This window comes from Prosthecobacter sp., from assembly GCF_044232965.1.
In the GTDB taxonomy this organism is placed as follows: Bacteria; Verrucomicrobiota; Verrucomicrobiia; order Verrucomicrobiales; family Verrucomicrobiaceae; genus Prosthecobacter.
This window is the reverse complement of record NZ_JBIIKX010000012.1, coordinates 95,204-112,148: the sequence shown is the minus strand read 5'-3', so window position 1 is coordinate 112,148 and position 16,945 is coordinate 95,204. Positions and strand designations below refer to the sequence as shown.

The following is a 16,945-nucleotide window of genomic DNA, read 5'->3' as shown; positions in this document are numbered from 1 at the left end:
CAAACTCGTCCCCGAGGAGATCGCCATGCTTCAGGAGCAGCTTCAAGACGCTCATCCCGTCTTCGGCGACCGACGCTGCGAACTCACTGTCATCGGCCCGAAGAGCGACCGCGCCGTGTTCGTCCCGGAATTTCACGCATGCTTCTGCACCGACGAAGAAATCACCCACTGGCGCTCCGGCGGCACCTTTGACGACCCCTGGCCGAAATCACTGCTGCGCGTGTGAGCCACCACCCTTTCCCCATGAACACGAAAATCTCCCAACTCCCCGTCACCGTGCTTTCCGGCTTCCTCGGCGCTGGAAAGACCACGCTCCTCAATCACATCCTGCGCAACCGCGAAGGCCGCAAGGTCGCCTTGATCGTGAATGACATGAGCGAGGTCAATGTCGATGCCCAGCTCGTCAGAAGCGGCGATGCGAAGCTCTCACGCACCGAGGAAAAGATGGTCGAGATGAGCAACGGCTGCATCTGCTGCACGCTGCGCGAGGATTTGATGCAGGAAGTCGCCACGCTCGCGAAGGAAGGCCGCTTTGACTCGATCTTGATCGAATCCACCGGCGTGTCCGAGCCCATGCCCGTGGCGGAGACCTTCACCTTCACCGATGACTCCGGCCGCAGCCTGAACGACCTCGCGCAGCTCGACACCATGGTCACCGTCGTCGATGCGCGGAACTTCCTCGACGACTACCACAGCACCGATGACCTCCAGGACCGCGAGATGGGCGTCACCGGCGAAGACGCCCGCAGCATCGCGAATCTGCTCACCGATCAAATCGAGTTCGCCAACGTCATCCTCATCAACAAGACCGATGCCGTCAGCGCCGAGGAGCTCGACGAGATCCAGGGCATCGTCCGCGCTTTGAACCCGAAGGCGAAGGTCCACCTCACCCAGCGCAGCGAGGTGCCGCTCGATCGAGTGCTCGACACCGGGCTCTTTGCCATGGCCGAGGCCGAGCAGTCGAAAGGCTGGCTCGACAGCCTCGGCAGCCACACGCCGGAGACCGAGGAATATGGCATCAGCAGCTTCGTCTATCGGGCACGGCGTCCGTTTCATCCGCAGCGCCTTCAAAAGCTGCTCAACAGCACCTGGGAGGGCGTGATCCGCGCCAAGGGCATGTTCTGGCTGGCCACCCGCATGGAAATTGCGGGTTATGTTTCACAAGCGGGTGTGCTTCGAGATACGCGAGCTTTTGGATTCTTCTGGAGCGCCGTGAGCGAGTCCGAATGGCCGCAGGACGAGCAAAGCCAGACCGAAATCCGGCACCATATCGACGGCCCTTACGGCGACCGTCGCACCGAACTTGTCATCATCGGCCGCGACATGGACAAAGCTTCGCTCACCGCGAAATTTGATGCTGCTTTGCTCACCGATGCTGAGTTCGCCACCGATCCCGAGGCCTGGCGCAAGCTGCCCGATCCCTTCCCGCAGTGGCTGCCGAATGAGCCTCAGGCATCCTGAGCACGCCCTGCGCTGTGCTTCTTCATCCAACGCTTCGCGCACTCGCTCTGCTCGCGAGTTTCCAGACAGCATTTCCGGCGTGCGCGGATCCACTGCACGGGATCAGCCTTCGCCGGGATAAAACCCGCCTTCGCACACCACGCGACGATGAACTGCCCCGTCCGGCCACAACCCGCCACACAATGAACCACGACGGCCTCGCGTGCCGCGTGATGCTTGTCCATCAAGCTCACGAAGTGCTCAATTTGGGCATCCGTGGGCACGCCATAGTCCGGCACGTTGATGTGGTGATACACAAACTGCTCCGGCACATCGCGACGGTTGTCGAACTCGCAGCAGTTCACGACCGCCCGGATGTTTTGCTCCTCATAGATGTCGAAAACATACGGATCAGGCCACCACGACGCCGCGATGACACCCTCCACGATCCAGGTGAAGGGTTCGGTGCGTTCAGGCTGTCCTCGTTCAGGCCAGTACCAGGGGCGGATCGGTTGCGACATGCTTTTTCCTGCACCCGCCGCGCCATGATTTCAAGGCGCAGCGCCAGTGCCAAAGCGTGTCTTTGACTCAGGTTCCACAGAACGTCTGATACGACTCCAAGCCAGAAGGCTCGCTGAACTCGGGCAAGTCCTGCGTGTGATCAAAGGGCACCGACAGCGCGGTCAGAAGACGCTGCAGCGGATTCAGATCGCCATGGTCTGAGGCGGCGGCCAGCGCCTCCTCGACCTTGTGATTGCGGGGGATGAAGGCCGGATTGCTGCGGCGCATGAGGTCGGTCACTTCGCTGGCGGACTGTGGCTGCCGTTTGAGCCGCTCGGACCAGCGCGGATGCCAATCCGCTGGTTCCAGACGCCCCTGCGTGAGGTCACGAAAGGTGTTGGTGAAATCGGCCTTCGTTTCCTGCATCCAGTCGAGCAAGGATTGGATCAAAGCCTTGTCCTCACTCTCCTCACTGAAGAGTCCCAGCTTTGCCCGCATGCCTGTGAGCCAGTGGTGCTTAAAGCGCCCCTCAAAGCGTGAAATCAGGCCGTTCGCGATCTCGATGGCTTGTTTTTCATCATCGTGAAACAGCGGCAGCATCGCCTCGGCCAGACGTGCGAGATTCCATTGCGCAATGTGCGGCTGATTGCCGTAGGCGTAGCGGCCGTTGCGATCAATCGAGCTGAAGACCGTGACCGGATCATACGCGTCCATGAACGCACACGGCCCATAGTCGATCGTCTCGCCGCTGAGCGCCATGTTGTCTGTGTTCATCACGCCGTGGATGAAGCCGACGTGCATCCATTTCGCGATCAGTGCTGCCTGCCGCTCCATCACAGCCTCAAACAGCGCAGCGTAGCCGCCTTCGACTTCGCGGTAGTGCCGCTGCCGCGTGTAGTCTGCCAGCGCTTGCAGGTCCGCCTTCTCTCCGCGTGCCGCCGCATACTCAAACGTGCCCACGCGGATGTGACTGGCCGCCACGCGTGTCAGCACCGCGCCAGGCAGGCCTCCATCCTGCCGCCAGACTTTTTCCCCCGTCGTCACCACCGCCAGGCTTCGCGTCGTCGGAATGCCCAGCGCCTGCATCGCCTCGCTGATGATGTATTCCCGCAGCATCGGCCCCAGCGCCGCTCGACCATCGCCACGACGCGAAAACGGCGTCGGGCCCGGTCCTTTGAGCTGAACGTCAAACCGGTCGCCGCTCGGCGTGATCTGCTCGCCGAGCAGAATCGCCCGTCCATCTCCCAGCATCGTGAAATGCGCGTATTGATGCCCCGCATAGGCCTGCGCCAGCGATTCCGCTCCTAGTGGCAGCTCATTGCCCGCAAAGATCGCCGCATCAGTCAGTTCGTCCGCGTTCAGGCCCAGGGCCTCCGCCAGCGGGCGATTCAGCACCACCATCTTCGGCTCAGGCACCGGGGTCGGGTCGATCCGCACATGAAAAGCCTTCGGCAGGCGCGCATACGAGTGATCGAGCCGCCAACCGGCTGGCGAAGGGGGAGATTCAGGAGAGTCAGGCATGCAGGGAGTGATCACTTACCAGACACATGCGCTACTGCCATCCTGACGGTTGCCAATTTTCATCGCAAAAAGCCTTCCGCTGCTTGGCCAGACGACCATTCGATGCAACATGCCGCCGAATGGCCACGAAACGCCCCAAAAAAGCCACGCGCACCGAGCTTGAATTGAAATCTCTCAACCCGAAGAAAGCACCCGCCGACCTGCGGCAGATCCAGGCCGTGCTCGGCAAGGTGCAGATCGCCATCGCCGACTACCTGAAGTCCGGCGCACCACTGAAGATCACGCTCAACCCCGTCGAAATCCTCAGCGCCATCGAAGCCGCCATCCGCGAGGCTGAAGGCCACCCCAGCCCCTGGCCCGACGGTGCCGACGCCCGCACCTTCTTCATCCACGGCCTCTACGACGACCTCATCCAGCAGCCCAGCAACATCTTCGAGACCAAGCGCTTCCCCGACGGCACCGACCGCTACCTCCCCATCAGCCCCGCTACCTGGAAAGCCTGCCTCGAAAAACTACGCACCCAGATCGTCGAGGCTGGAATCAAGCTCGCAAAGCGCGAGGCGACCAAGCGCAAAGGCTAATTCGCAATCAAGTTGCAGCAACGGATCGTGGCGGCTATTCATTCCTGTCCCCAGCCACCGCCATGAAAACCTTCCTCGCAGCTTTTGCGCTGTCTCTCGCCATCGGTCAGGCCGCCCCGCTCAAAGTCGCCTCGCTGCACCCCATCGTGGCTGATCTGGCACGGCAGGTGGGCGGTGCGAATGTCGAAGTCATCGAAATCCTGAAGCCAGGCGGTGACATCCATCACTTCGAACCAGCGCCGAAAGACATCGCCGCCATGCGTGGGGCCAAACTGTTGCTCGCCTCCGGCAAGGAACTCGAAACCTATCTCGACAAGCTCCGCGACAGCCTCGGCGCGAGCATCAAGCTCGTCGAAGTCGGCGAAAAAATCCCCTCCATCCCTTTCGTCTGCAATCACGACCACGACGAGGCTGAGCACGATCACCATCACGGACAGTTCGACCCACACTGGTGGCACAGCGCCGAAAACATGAAGCGTGCCGCCCGCATTGTGTCGGACGAACTCAGCGCCGCCGATCCCGCGAACGCCGCTGCTTACGAAGCCGGGGCCAAGGCTGCCTCCAAGCGCTTCGGCGAACTCAAAGTCTGGGCGCAGAAGGAAATCGCCAAGATCTCCCGCAAAGACCGCAAACTCGTCACTGCGCATGCCGCGTTCGGTTACTTCTGCAAAGAGTTCGGCTTTGAACCCATCTCCCTCCTCGGCGTCGGCCGCAGCGATGATGCCGACTCGAAGCACGTCGCCGAAACCATTGCCGAAATCCGCGAGCATGGCATCAAGGCCGTCTTTCCCGAAGATCAGGCCAATCCCAAAGTCCTCGCCGAGATCGCCCGCAGCACCGGCGTGAAGATTGGCGAACCGCTCATCGCCGATGGCACCGCCAAGAACGCGCACACCTTTGAAACAATGCTCGCGCACAACGTCCGCGCCCTCGTCGCTGCTCTCGCTCCCGCGAAATAATCATGCGTGGCTTCCCGCCCATCCAGCTTTTCCTGCTCTGCCTCGCGTTCATCGTGTTGGCGGTGCCGCTGAGCCATCTGACCGGAAACATCAGCAACGCCAAGGTCGTCCAAGTCGCTGCCAAAGAGGCAAAAAGCATGATAGCGCTGCTCCGCCTGCGTTTCGCGCACAAGCCGAGCACGCTGAGCCTCAAAATCGCAGACAAAGAGCTAATCACGTCTGCCGACGCCTCACCGCTCGAACTCCATGCCGTGCTACCTTCCCCCCAAGACGGCGTGGATGTCTTCCTGAGTGCCACCTGGCCGGAAAACACGCCCGACACCGCCCTCACGCTCGAAATCGAACCCGACGGCCTCGAAGCCCGCAGCGAGACACGCTGGTCCTCCGCAGGCAGTCTCGATGAAGTCATCACCTTCTCCTGGAAATGAGCGCGGCGGCCACCCAACACAAAACCAAGGAGCACGTCTGCTGGGGCGGCGGTTGTGAGCACACGCAGCACCACCGGCTCGAAGTCGTCGATCTCAGCGTGCAGTATCAGGAAGTGCGGGCGCTCGAAAAAATCAGCTTCGCCACCGAATGCGGCCGCAGCATGGCCCTCATCGGCCCTAACGGCGCGGGCAAGAGCACGCTGCTCAAATCTCTGGCCGGACTCATCCCTGGCGACACCGGCAAGATCCTCTGGCGCGGCAAACCGCTCACCCGCAGCAGCCACGAGATCGCCTACCTACCGCAGCGTGGCGACATCGACTGGAACTTCCCGATCACCGTGCGCGGCCTCGTCGAAATGGGCCGCTACCCGAATCTCGGCTGGTGGCGGCAGTACTCGCGCCACGATGCCGAAATCGTCGAACGCGCCCTCACCAGCATGGAATTGCGCGATCTCCAGGACCGTCAAATCAGCGCCCTCTCCGGCGGTCAGCAACAGCGCGCCTTCATCGCCCGTGCGCTCGCTCAAGAAGCGCACGTCTTGCTGCTCGACGAACCCTTCACCGGTCTCGACAAACCCGCGCAGGAGAATCTGAGCCGCCTTTTCAAGGAACTCACTGCCGAAGGCCGCCTGCTCATCGCCAGCCATCACGACCTGCAAACCGTCACCGGCAACTTCGACGACGTCCTGCTCATCCGCCGCCACCAGATCGCCTTCGGCCCCGTAGCCGAGTCCTTCACGCAGGACAACATTGCCACGGCTTACAACAGCGAACTGAGAACCGAGAACTGAGAACTCGCTCATGCCCACGATCACCGATTTCCTCGCCGAACCCATCGCCAAACGCGCGCTGCTCGCGTGTTTGATGATTGGTTTCTCCAACGGCTTTGTCAGCGCCTTCGTCGTGCTGCGGAAAGACGCGCTCAAGATCGGCACCATCTCGCATTCCTTGCTGCCCGGCCTCGCCGTGGCCGTGTTGATCGCCGGACTCTCGCAATGGAGCGCTCTCTTCGGGGCGATCTTCGCCGCGCTCATCGTCGGCCTCGGCTCCATCTTCCTCTCCCGTACCTCCAGGCTCGATCAAGACACCGCCATGGGCGTGCTTTACACCACCGCCTTCGCCGCCGGCCTGCTCATCCTCAAAAACCTCGATGTGCGCCAGAAGCTCGATGAATGGCTCTTCGGCAGCATCATCGGCATGGCCGACTCCGACCTGTGGATCGCCTTTGGCATCAGCGCCATCGCCGTCATCACCCTCACCGCCTTGCAGCGCCCGCTGCTCATTTACCTTTTCGAGCCCAACATCGCCGCCAGCCTCGGCGTGCCTGTGCGACTGCTGAACTACGCCACCTTCGCCGTCACCATCCTCGTGCTCGTTTCCTCGCTGCAGGCCGTCGGCTGCATTCTCAGCGTCGGCCTCATGGTCGCCCCCGCCGCCACGATTTATCTCCTGACTAACAACGCCCGCACCTTGTTCTGGGGCGGCGGGATTTTGGGTGCTGTCGGCTCGGTGATTGCCTTCTTCCTGTCGTATCCGCTCGGCTGGAGCGTCAGCGCCACCATCATCGTCGTCCTCGGCAGCTTCTTCTTCCTCGCCTACATCTTCAGTCCGAAGTACGGACTGTTCAGCAAGCGCAGAGGTGTTGCATAGTTGGCCTGTTGCTGTGCAACAGCCCCCCTTTCTCCAGTTGCACAGCAACTGGACTACTTGGCAGGCAGCACCTGCACCGCGTCGAGATGCACATTGCCACCCGCACCAGCGGTGCGGAAGATCACGGCGGATTCTTCACCGGCAGTGAACTTGAAGGTGCCAAGGCTGTAAGCACCCTGCGGCAGCGGGGCGGCCTTGGTTTGGTTCACGGTCACGGTTTTTTCGCCATCGGCGCTGAGCACGCTCACGGGAGCAGTCTTGGCGCGATTTTCATGGGGTTGGAAGAAGATGCGCACCTCATAGTTGCCGCTTTGCTTCACACTGAAGGCGAAACGGGCGCTGGCACCTTTATCGCTGCCATAGCTGTAGTGTTCGCCGACGTAGGGCTTGAGGCCTTCGCCGTGTGCCCATTTGCCGTTCAACTCAGCTTCTTTGTCGTCGATGACGATGCCTTCGAGCTTCTTCGGATCGATGCTGTCGGCGGAAAGGGAGATGTCAGGGAGTTTCTTCGCGTTGGCGGGCATGTAGAGATCGCCTTCGAGATTGTCGCGACGCATCGCGCCGGGCTTGTTCATGAGATCCTTCAGGATGTCGAGATACTGCTCATAAACACCGCGCGGCGTGGTGTGGTGGCGCACGCAGATCCACGCGGCCTTGCCCACGACCTCGCCCATCATGCCGCAGGTGCGCATGACTCGTGTGGAACCGAGCGCATGACGCTCCACGCTGATCGTACGGCCAGCCATGAAGAGATTGCCGATGTCCTTGCTGTAAAAGCAGCGGTAGGGTACGGGATAGCCGTTCTTGCGGTCGGTGTGCTTGCCGAATTCGGCACGGCTGATGAAGGGATTGTCAGGGAAGTTCTTCGCATACTGCTCCTTCGGGTAATGCAGATCCTGGTCCCATGTCGTCGGCACGCAGCCGTCGGGATGAATGATGCCTTTGACCATGTCCTCGCCGTTGAGGATCATATCGCCGACGATGCGGCGGCTCTCACGCGGTCCGCCGATGTAAGCGAGCCAGGTGAGATCGTAGGGCGCATATTTTTCGGACAGATTCGTCTTCAGCGCGGAGACTGCTCCATAGACAGCGCGGAAGTTGTGATCGCGGATGAGTTCGAGGTCGTTGATCGGGTGCTTGTCGAAGCCGCTTTCCCAGAACCACTCGCCATGCAGATATTCCTCAGGATTTGGCACCGGCGTGTAGCCGAGATCGAAGCCTGCCATGTTGGCGGCATTCTTTTTGCCGACAGGTGCCATCGCCTTCGGCTCCGGGAAGTCTTCCAGCTTCAAAGGCAGCGCCCAGGGTGTGGCGGGCCAGGTGACGGGCTTCTTGAGGTTCTGCATGACCCACATGTTGCTCATGCCCATGCGGCCTTTTTCTTCCATCATGAATTCCGCTCCTGCCAGCGCGCCCACACTGCCGTGGCCGGTGCAATCGACGAACAGCTTGCCGACAAAACGCGTCTCCTTGCCGCTCTTCGTGTCCAAACCAATGACGCTGCGAATGTTCTTTTTGTCCGCGCTCAGTTCCACGCCATAAACGTGCGTGTTAAGGAAGAGCTCGACGGTCTTCTCTGCCTTTACCGTATCTTCCTTGAGTTTGTCGTTGAATTCATCGGGCGAAGCAGCGGGGCTGTTGCTCGCACGATCCGCGAACTCCTCGACGATCTCGCCCAGATGCGGATACAAACCGCGACGTGTGCCACCCATCGCCCAGACCTGAATCTCGCTCGAACCATTGCCACCGAGCACCGGACGATTCTGAATGAAGGCCACCTTCAAACCCTGACGCGCGCCTGAAATCGCCGCGCCCATGCCGGAATAACCACCACCGACGACGACCAGATCATACTCCGGCGTCTCAGGCGCTTTCTCTGGCAGGCCGAGCATCTTTCTGCGCATGTCCGTCGTCGGCGTGAAGCCCGGATCATCGCTCAATACGATGGCGTCCACGCGTCCGTCAAAACCCGTGAGGTCATGCAGCGCGATCTTGGTTTTCCCTGAAACTTTGACCGGCCCCGCCTTTTCCCACTGCCAATCCTTGCCAGTGGCACCAAATTCATGATTCAGCTTCTCGCCATTGACGCTGATCTCGAAGCGTCCGGGCGCTCCTGGTGCATCCCACGGCCCCACCCAATTCTTCGTGCGTGCCCAGACTGTGTATTCGCCCGCTGGCAGCTCAACTTCCGAACTGGCGTCCTTGACCACCTTCCCCATGCCATGCGCCATGAGGTAAGGAGATCCCATCACATCAATGAACTGCGTGTCGAGCACCCAGCCGCCGTGATTGGCGAAGGATTCGGCTTCGATCCACTTCGGTTGCGCATGCGCGGCGGATAAAGCGATGAGTGAGGCGAGAAGGGCGGTTTTCATGACAATGGGCGGGTTGGTGGAACGGGCAGCCATAAACGAACACAGGCCGTTGGCGCAATCAATTCGCTTCTGTTACGGTAACAGCCGTGTCCCGTCCCACTTTAAACGACATCGCCCGCACATTGGGCGTTTCAAAAATGACCGTTTCCCGCGCTCTGCGTGGCGAGAAGCATGTGGGAGTGAAACTGAGAGAGAAGATCGTGCGGACGGCTGAGAAACTCGGCTACCGGCCCGATCCGGACATTGCGAAGCTCATGACACACATGCGGAGCACGCGGCGGTCGGCAGCACCACGCACGCTGGCCTTCATTTGGGCCGAACGTGAGGCGGAGGAGATTGCACCCTCGTCGTGGTCACAGCAACTCGTCCTGGGTGCGCACCGGCAGGCGAAGAAGCTCGGCTTCCAGCTCGAAGAATTCCATCTCGCGGCACGCGGCATGACGGCGCGGCGGCTTTCGAGCATTCTTGAGGCGCGGGGTATTCCGGGTTTCATTCTATCGCCGCTGATCTCGCGCAGCCGCGGCCACGTTTCGATGGCGTGGGACAAATTCAGCAGTGTGGTGATCGGCCTCGGCTTCGCGCGACCACAACTGCATCGCGTGCATCATCATCACTTCCTCGGCATGATGACGGCCCTGCGCATGCTGAAGAAGCAGGGGCATAAGCGCATCGGCTTCTACTGCGGCAGCACGATCAATGAGCGAATGTTCCGCGCGTGGTCGGCGAGTTTTTTAGCTCATCACCCGCTGGCGAAGCCGGGCGGGCTGCTGGCGCTGCTGAAGACACCGTCACGGGCGGATTTCCTGGCGTGGGTGAAGAAGGAAAAGCCGGATGTGGTGATCGACGGCGGGCATGTGGTCATGGAGTGGCTCAAGGCCTTGCCGGAGTCGAAACGACCGATGCTGGTGACACTGGCATGGCGCTCGGATTTTCCTGAAGTGATCGGCATCGACCAGCAGGCAGATGTTCTCGGCGCGGCAGCGGTCGATCTGCTGGTGTCGCAGTATCAGCAAAACGAACGTGGGATTCCCTCGGCGCCGAAGATCGTGATGACGGAGGGCGTGTGGCGGGCCTGAAGCGGATTATTTCAACCGTTTCGAGTTCGTCTCAAGCCATGCCGCGTAAGCAGACTCGGTCATTTCTCCAGCAGCGAGCGCCAGCGTGCGAATAGCGGCATCTGCTTCAGTGGCGGTGAGATAATAACCGTTGAGTTGAAGAAATAATACACCCACCACGAAACCTGTGCGCTTGTTGCCATCGAGGAAGGGATGGTTTTTTACGAGACCGAAAACGTAGCTGGCGGCGAGATCAAAAATGGCGGGATGCCCATAGCTGAAGAGATTCTGCGGTTTACCGAGGGCGGAATCCAACAGTCCTTCATCACGAACGCCAGGTGAACCGCCATGTTCGGCGAGAGACTGCTCGTGGAGCAGCAATACGGTGTCGCGCAGCACCCATTCAGGCTCCTTCATTTGGCAAGCTCTCGAAGCGTGTTGCGGTAGCGTTGCATGATGTCCTGGGCGACGCGCATTTGCTCGCTCACCGCAGCTTTTTCCGTGGAAAGCAGCAGACGACCATCAGCTCCTTTGGTCAGAGTAAGATTGTCCCCCTCATCGGCCTGAAGATGAGCCAAAGCCTCCTTCGGCAGGACGAGACCGACAGAGTTGCCAATTTTGCGGAGCTTGAGTTCCATGATCCGAAGTGTAGTCACGCATGTTATAACATCAAGCTCAACCTTGTCTGCATGCGCAAAACTGCCAATGTCAGGCCTCCTACCATGAAAGCTCGCCTCCTTCTCGCCACTCTCGCCCTTGCTGTCTCGATTCCTGCCTTTGCGGAGGAATGGGTGTCGTTGTTTGATGGGAAAACGATGACCGGTTGGAAGAATCCGTATGAGTGGGGCCAGATCGAGGTGGTGAACGGCGAGATTCACCTCACGGGCGAGAAGAAATTCTTCGTCGTGACCGAGAAGACCTACGGCGACTTCATCTTTGAAGGCGACATCCTACTGCCTGAAGGCACGGCGAACAGCGGCTTCATGTTCCGGGCGCATGTGGAGAAGAACAAGGTCTTCGGCTACCAAGCTGAGGTGGACGGTGATCCAAAACGCAAGTGGAGCGGCGGTTTGTATGACGAAGGCCGTCGCATGTGGTTCGCCAGCCCGATCAAGGGCAATGCCGAAAGCGAGGCCGCCTTCCGCTCTCGTGCGGGCGACGCCTTCAAACGCAACGACTGGAACACCTACCGCATCGAATGCCGGGGCAAGAGTTTGAAAATTTTCGTGAATGGCGTGCTGACGACCGACATGGAAGACGAAGTCGATGCCAGCGGCGTGATCGCTATCCAGCATCACGGCGAGAAGGGGCAGACGTACAAGTTTCGGAATCTGCGGATTCAGGAGTTGAAGTAGGGGCTGCGCGTCAAGGCGGGGTCAAGCGCTTCGCGTTAAGAGGTCAAGAAGGTGGCGAGTGACATTGCGCACGACTCTTGACCCATCCTTGACCTTTCACCTCTTGACCCGGCTACAGCCCCAGCATCGCATCCATCACTCGCTTGCTCAGCTCTGACACCGCTTTGCCATCGGCGTAGTGATTCACCATGAAGGCGTAGCAGAATTCCGCGCCGGACTTGCCTGTGACATAGCCTGTGGAGGTGCGCACTCCAGACATCGCGCCGCCTTTCCATCTCAGGCCGTCTCTGGAGAGCAGCGAGGCTTTATAGGCAGGTCCCTGCGGGCCTTTTCCGGCGAGAAGCTGCAAGCGGGCGAGATCGAACGGGCGGATGAAGTCGGCGCGGGCGAGACCGCAGCCGTCTTCCATGCGCAGGCCGATGAATTCGAGTCCGCGCGGCTTCCAATGCTCGCGAATGACCTCAGCAGATGGTTTAGCGGCCTTCACCCCGAGCATGCGAAAGACGCACTCGGTCTCGTGATTGTCGGAACTGGCGTGGATGCTTGTGATGATCTCGATCAACGGGGGCGAGGTATGCTGCAGCAGTGAATTCCCTGCCGGAGCCGTGCTGGCGCTGCCTACACCGACTTGAATGCCGACCGCCTGCAAAGCACGGCGAAACTGATGTGCGGCGAGGCCTGCGGGATCAGGCACCGCACCTGTGACTTGAAACTTGGCAGCGCCCAGCGGCACGGTGCCACGCAGATGAATCGCCGAGGTGGTTTCACCGCCATGAATGACCACGCCATCGCCCGAATCAGGCGCTCCGGTCGTCACCTCGTTGTTCCATGCCACGCCGGGGATTTCCACATCGGTGCCAAGGATTGAGGCGGGCGATCCCAAGGCGGCTCCAGCTCGAAACACGATGATGTAGCGGTTGTGATTGAGGTTCAGACCCGCGACGCCACTGCCGTAGCCGTTGCCGATGTCTCCCCAGTTCCAGAAGTCGCCATAGAGGCTGCCAGGAAACAAACTGGCATCGGCTCGAATGCCTCCCGTAACACGAACAAGCCCGCGCTGCTTCAAATCAGCGGCCCAGGCCTTCAAATCATCTATTGAGAGCATCGGATCACCACCGCCGCTGATGACGAGATCGCCTTGGATAACCCCGCCTTTGATCGGCGAGGTAGATTTCAACTCGGTGGTGAAACGGAAGTCGGGTCCGAGGATTTCGAGGGCGGTGGCAGTGGTGAGCGTTTTGAGGCTGGAGGCGGGTATGAAGGCGATGTCCGCGTCCTCAGCGAGCACGGTCTCTCCCTTGGCATTGATGAGGCAGAAGCCAATCGCAGCACCGGCCATTGCGGCGTTGACACGAGCCTCGTTCAGCAGCGTCGTGATCGGATGAGGCGGCGGCGAAGCCTCAGGTATCACCGGAGAGGGAACCGGTGGAGGTGGCTCGGGGACTGAAGGCGCGGGCACAGGCAGCACCGGCGCAGACTCAGCGATTTGAACCGGCTGAACGCCGGGACGCATCAGCAGCAAAGCTGCCAACGCAGCGGAGAGCAGGAGAATGAGGATGTTTTTCAACATGCGGGCCATTGTAACGAGAAACAGCGCAGGGCCAAGCACGGCGGCAGGCGTGAATTGCAAAGCGACTCGAATGGTTCTAATTCGCGTTCATGAAACCCGAAAAAGTGAAGTTCATGCTCATGGCGACCGACATGAAACGCGCGGTGGCCTTTTACCGCGATGTCATCGGCCTGGATGAGATCTTTGTGAGCGACTTCTGGACCGAGCTGCGCTTTGGCGATGCAATCATCGCATTGCACGGCGGCCATGATGGCTCGCGCAATGCCACCGGGCTGAGCTTTCAATATGAGGACGTGCTGGCGATGGCGGAAGAGATCGCCAAGGCGGGTGCCACGATCCTGCAATCGCCACAGCAGCGTGAAGGGGAGCCGATCTTGCTCGGTGTCTTCCGTGATGCCGAGGGCAACGAGGTCTTCATGACGCAGTATGTTGGCTGAGAGAGCGGCTACTCCTCGCGTGCCGCTTTCAGCCGCTCGTCATCCAGATCGAGGCGGTACATGAGTTGGTTGTAATCGTAGCGCGGTGTGGCGACGGGATTGCCGGAGAAGGTCTCGGCGTAAGTGCCCTGAAACAAGATCACACGACCGTCGAGCTGGTCGAAGAAGTCATGATGGCTGGGATTGTAGAAGCTGTACTTTGGATGCGTGGCGATCTTCACCGCCTTGCGCCACGGCCCCTCGCTCTGTTTGGCCTCCAGATACCAAACCTCGCCAAGATAAGAGACGCCGCCACTTTCCTGCACGGCGATCATGACCCAGCGCCCGCGATGCTTGTTCCAATGCACGCTGCCGGCATGCAGGCTCACCGGTTTGCCCGTCTGCGCATCGACCACCTGCATGCGCGCTTTGTCCTTCGGCATTTTGTTCTCCGCGATGAGTTTTGCCTCGTCCTTCTGCGTCGTGGGCGCGAGCGCTTTCTGCCAGATGTAATCACCGTGCTCCGGCGACCATGCCAGCGACTCATAATCTGAGGTGTTTTGCACCGAGTCGTAGTCCGCCTTCACCCGCGTCTGGCAAAATGGCGCGGAGAAATAGATCCAGTCTCCATCCGCACCTTTCACTCGCACGGCATTGTGGCGTGGGTGCTGCCACTCAAACTCGTCCCCCAGCACGGCAATGCGGCGGAAACGCCCCTCTGCCTCGTCATACTCCGCCAGACCGTGCTCCAAGCGTTTGCCGAGATCACGCCAGCGTGAGTAATGCGCGAGAAGATGCTCTTTCTGCCCGGCATCCATCACCGTGAGCATGCCAAAGAGCCAGACGACGCCCGGATCATCCACGGGCAGCATTTTGGCGACCGCGCCGTTATTGTCAGTCACATACTCGAAATGGATGCCATGCTCGGGATCGAGTCCGCCTTTGTCTGGCGGATCGCTCCACGCGGCGGTGGAGTGAAAATTGCCCAGCGGGTAGTTCGGACGCTGGGTGTCGCCAAAGATCCAAAAGTAGCGTCCTTTCCGCGGCACGACCTGCACGGAGTCCAGTCCCATCACATCCGCGAAGAGATTCGGGCGAGGCAGCGGCGCCTCGTGCCCGAGCAAGGTGCTGTCGCGGTAAATCCCCTGCCCTGTGAGCCGGCACAGACGCTCGGCGATGTTGGTGCGCAGCACTTTGACCTCAGCCGTTTTTCCGGCCACCGGCGTCAGTTTCACGCCCGAGAAGCCAAAGCCGTCCTTCGGCAGCGCGTAGCCCGGCCCTTCGACACTGAAATAGACCGGGAGCTTCATCAAACCCGGTTCGCTGAAGGCAATCCAGCCCGCGCTGTCCGTGGTGTGCGCGATGTGGTTGGTCGTTCTCAACGTGATCAGGGGCACGCCCCGTCCCGTGGCCTCATCAATGACATGAATGCCAAAATAGTCCTCTGGCGCGGCGAAAACGACCAGTGACAGCAGAATCAGGGCGAGGCAGAGCCAGCGAAAAAGCATGACGCTGGTGTATCATTCCGGCCCGGCATCCGAAAAGAACAATCTTCCCAAGAAGACCACCACCATCACAGCACCGGCCCCTTCACGGCCCAGCGCTTGAGCACGAAAGCCGGTGATTTCTCACGCCATTTCGCGACGTGAGGCGTGGTGTAATGAGCCTCCATGGCGGCCACGTCGCGATAGCTTTCGCTGAGGGCAAAGAGATTGGGCTGGTTCGCATCACGGCTGACTTCAAAGCGCAGGCAGCCGGGCTCCTGACGCGAGGCGGCGGCGTTTTCGAGGATGACGGAGAGGAACTCGTCGATTTTCTGCGTTTCGATTTCGAGGATGACGATGACGTTGACCATGGCGCAAGAGAGAGGCGATTTTTGCTAAACATGCAACCTGCGTTCTGCGTATGATGGCCGTAACATTCGCCCATCATGAAACACTGCCTTATTCTATCAGCGCTTCTCGCATTCAGCCTCCATGCCCAGGATGCCAAACCTGCGTCGGTGCCTGCAAAGCCTACCACGCAGCCACCAGCACCTGCTGCGGCACCCAAACCGGAGGTCAAGCCTGCGCCAGCCGCGCCGGCCAAAGTGGAAACGAAACCCTCGGCTGCGCCAGCCACTCCTCAGGCAAAACCAGAAACAAAACCTGCCGCAACTCCAGCCAAGCCTGCAACACCACCACCCGCCGCTGCCAAAACCGCGCCAGCGCCTGCTCCTGCCACCGCGAAACCGGCGACACCTCCTGCCAAACTCGTGGCTCCAGCACCAAAGCCTGCGACACCCGCGCCTGCTGTGGCCGCCAAACCACCACCACCGAAGCCTGTCGCGATTTTTCCTGACAAGGCTCTCGAAACAGCGGTGCGTAAGCAGGTCTTCGCCAAGCGCGACAACCAGGAGGTGCTGACCGCAGAGGATGTGGCGACGGTTTCGATCATCGAAGGCAAGAAGGCGGGCATCAAAGACCTCACCGGTCTTGAGAAATGCATCGCGCTGGCCTCACTGACGCTGCCAGAGAACCAGATCACGAACTTGGCGCCGATCAAAGGCCTGGAGCGTCTGCAATTCCTTGATGTGTCTCACAATCAAATCAGCGATCTCGCGCCACTGGCTGCCTGCATGGCGCTGCAATACATTGAGCTTACCGGAAACAAGGTGACGGATGTTTCCGCCCTCGGCGGCATCCAGGCGCTCACGTCACTCTATCTTGCCGGGAATCAGATCAAGGACGCGACACCGCTGTTTAAGCTGCCGAAGGTGTGGACGCTTTACCTGGAAGGCAACCAGGTGGCCAACCTCCAAGGCATCGGCAGCATGAAATGGCTCTCGATGCTCTCTCTCAAAGGCAATGGCGTGACGGACATCTCGCCATTGGAACCGCTGACCGAGCTGCAATTCTTGTTTTTGGAGGGCAATAAAATCACTGACCTTACGCCGCTGCACCGGATGTGGAAAAAGGACAATGACGGAGCGCGTGAATGGGCGCCATACTGCCAGATCTTCATTGAAGGCAACCCCATCGACGAACCTTCGAAGAAACTTGTCGAGGAGATGAAGAAGGACGGCGCGCGTATCACCCCCTAGCCGGGAGGAGAT

Annotated in this window: 18 protein-coding genes and 1 pseudogene; 11 read left to right on the top strand and 8 right to left on the bottom strand. The window is 60.1% G+C overall.

What is annotated here, in order from left to right; genetic code table 11:
- A pseudogene (locus ACILSI_RS07735) lies at window positions 1–226 on the top strand (cobalamin biosynthesis protein CobW); the annotation flags it as partial.
- 17 nt (window positions 227–243) lie between these two features.
- Complete coding sequence (gene zigA / locus ACILSI_RS07730) at window positions 244–1,461, top strand: zinc metallochaperone GTPase ZigA (RefSeq protein ID WP_395721285.1); 1,218 nt, start codon at window positions 244–246, stop codon at window positions 1,459–1,461.
- On the opposite strand, the gene ACILSI_RS07725 is transcribed toward zigA, so the two are convergent.
- Together ACILSI_RS07725 and ACILSI_RS07720 are read right to left on the bottom strand one after the other, a co-directional pair.
- Window positions 1,449–1,961, bottom strand: a complete 513-nt coding sequence (locus ACILSI_RS07725) for a protein-tyrosine phosphatase family protein (RefSeq protein ID WP_395721284.1) — start codon at window positions 1,959–1,961, stop codon at window positions 1,449–1,451. The two genes, zigA and ACILSI_RS07725, sit on opposite strands and share 13 nt — an antisense overlap.
- Window positions 1,962–2,028: 67 nt before the next feature.
- Window positions 2,029–3,462 (bottom strand): YdiU family protein, encoded by a 1,434-nt coding sequence (locus tag ACILSI_RS07720; protein WP_395721283.1) that lies wholly within the window; start codon window positions 3,460–3,462, stop codon window positions 2,029–2,031.
- Window positions 3,463–3,581: 119 nt separating this feature from the next.
- Here ACILSI_RS07720 and ACILSI_RS07715 point away from each other — a divergent pair, with 119 nt between their 5' ends.
- The 5 genes from ACILSI_RS07715 to ACILSI_RS07695 all read left to right on the top strand — a co-directional run bounded on the left by ACILSI_RS07715 (window position 3,582) and on the right by ACILSI_RS07695 (window position 7,080).
- Window positions 3,582–4,043, top strand: a complete 462-nt coding sequence (locus ACILSI_RS07715) for a hypothetical protein (RefSeq protein ID WP_395721282.1) — start codon at window positions 3,582–3,584, stop codon at window positions 4,041–4,043.
- 62 nt (window positions 4,044–4,105) lie between these two features.
- Entirely contained in the window at window positions 4,106–5,002 is an 897-nt protein-coding gene (locus tag ACILSI_RS07710) for a metal ABC transporter substrate-binding protein (RefSeq protein ID WP_395721281.1), read from the top strand.
- A gap of 2 nt (window positions 5,003–5,004) precedes the next feature.
- Window positions 5,005–5,430 (top strand): hypothetical protein, encoded by a 426-nt coding sequence (locus tag ACILSI_RS07705; RefSeq protein WP_395721280.1) that lies wholly within the window; start codon window positions 5,005–5,007, stop codon window positions 5,428–5,430.
- Entirely contained in the window at window positions 5,427–6,221 is a 795-nt protein-coding gene (locus ACILSI_RS07700; RefSeq protein WP_395721279.1) for a metal ABC transporter ATP-binding protein, read from the top strand. Before ACILSI_RS07705 ends, ACILSI_RS07700 begins: the two co-directional genes overlap by 4 nt.
- Before the next feature lie 10 nt (window positions 6,222–6,231).
- Window positions 6,232–7,080: a metal ABC transporter permease gene (locus tag ACILSI_RS07695; RefSeq protein ID WP_395721278.1), complete on the top strand. Its 849-nt coding sequence runs from the start codon at window positions 6,232–6,234 to the stop codon at window positions 7,078–7,080.
- 53 nt (window positions 7,081–7,133) lie between these two features.
- Here ACILSI_RS07695 and ACILSI_RS07690 read toward each other — a convergent pair whose 3' ends face one another.
- Window positions 7,134–9,455 carry an FAD-dependent oxidoreductase gene (locus ACILSI_RS07690; protein WP_395721277.1) on the bottom strand — a complete coding sequence of 774 codons (2,322 nt, stop codon included), beginning with the start codon at window positions 9,453–9,455 and terminating at the stop codon, window positions 7,134–7,136.
- 86 nt (window positions 9,456–9,541) lie between these two features.
- Here ACILSI_RS07690 and ACILSI_RS07685 point away from each other — a divergent pair, with 86 nt between their 5' ends.
- Window positions 9,542–10,531, top strand: coding sequence for a LacI family DNA-binding transcriptional regulator (locus ACILSI_RS07685; RefSeq protein WP_395721276.1), 990 nt, complete (start codon window positions 9,542–9,544; stop codon window positions 10,529–10,531).
- Window positions 10,532–10,537: 6 nt separating this feature from the next.
- On the opposite strand, the gene ACILSI_RS07680 is transcribed toward ACILSI_RS07685, so the two are convergent.
- Window positions 10,538–10,927: a type II toxin-antitoxin system death-on-curing family toxin gene (locus ACILSI_RS07680; protein ID WP_395721275.1), complete on the bottom strand. Its 390-nt coding sequence runs from the start codon at window positions 10,925–10,927 to the stop codon at window positions 10,538–10,540.
- Window positions 10,924–11,148 carry an AbrB family transcriptional regulator gene (locus ACILSI_RS07675; RefSeq protein ID WP_395721274.1) on the bottom strand — a complete coding sequence of 75 codons (225 nt, stop codon included), beginning with the start codon at window positions 11,146–11,148 and terminating at the stop codon, window positions 10,924–10,926. Before ACILSI_RS07675 ends, ACILSI_RS07680 begins: the two co-directional genes overlap by 4 nt.
- Before the next feature lie 84 nt (window positions 11,149–11,232).
- Between ACILSI_RS07675 and ACILSI_RS07670 the strand changes: the two genes are divergently transcribed.
- A complete protein-coding gene (locus ACILSI_RS07670) occupies window positions 11,233–11,865 on the top strand; it encodes a DUF1080 domain-containing protein (RefSeq protein WP_395721273.1) in 633 nt (210 codons plus the stop codon).
- A 112-nt stretch (window positions 11,866–11,977) separates the two neighbouring features.
- Here the strand turns inward: ACILSI_RS07670 and dacB are convergent, their stop codons facing one another.
- Window positions 11,978–13,435: a D-alanyl-D-alanine carboxypeptidase/D-alanyl-D-alanine-endopeptidase gene (gene dacB, locus ACILSI_RS07665; protein ID WP_395721272.1), complete on the bottom strand. Its 1,458-nt coding sequence runs from the start codon at window positions 13,433–13,435 to the stop codon at window positions 11,978–11,980.
- Window positions 13,436–13,524: 89 nt separating this feature from the next.
- Between dacB and ACILSI_RS07660 the strand changes: the two genes are divergently transcribed.
- Entirely contained in the window at window positions 13,525–13,872 is a 348-nt protein-coding gene (locus ACILSI_RS07660; RefSeq protein WP_395721271.1) for a VOC family protein, read from the top strand.
- 8 nt (window positions 13,873–13,880) lie between these two features.
- Here ACILSI_RS07660 and ACILSI_RS07655 read toward each other — a convergent pair whose 3' ends face one another.
- The gene (locus ACILSI_RS07655) at window positions 13,881–15,359 is read right to left on the bottom strand and encodes a hypothetical protein (protein WP_395721270.1); all 1,479 of its coding nucleotides are present in this window, start codon (window positions 15,357–15,359) and stop codon (window positions 13,881–13,883) included.
- A gap of 65 nt (window positions 15,360–15,424) precedes the next feature.
- Window positions 15,425–15,706: a putative quinol monooxygenase gene (locus ACILSI_RS07650; RefSeq protein WP_395721269.1), complete on the bottom strand. Its 282-nt coding sequence runs from the start codon at window positions 15,704–15,706 to the stop codon at window positions 15,425–15,427.
- A 75-nt stretch (window positions 15,707–15,781) separates the two neighbouring features.
- On the opposite strand from ACILSI_RS07650, the gene ACILSI_RS07645 reads away from it, so the two are divergent.
- On the top strand, window positions 15,782–16,933 hold the full coding sequence (locus ACILSI_RS07645) for a leucine-rich repeat domain-containing protein (protein ID WP_395721268.1): 1,152 nt from the start codon (window positions 15,782–15,784) through the stop codon (window positions 16,931–16,933).
- Window positions 16,934–16,945: the final 12 nt, after the last annotated feature.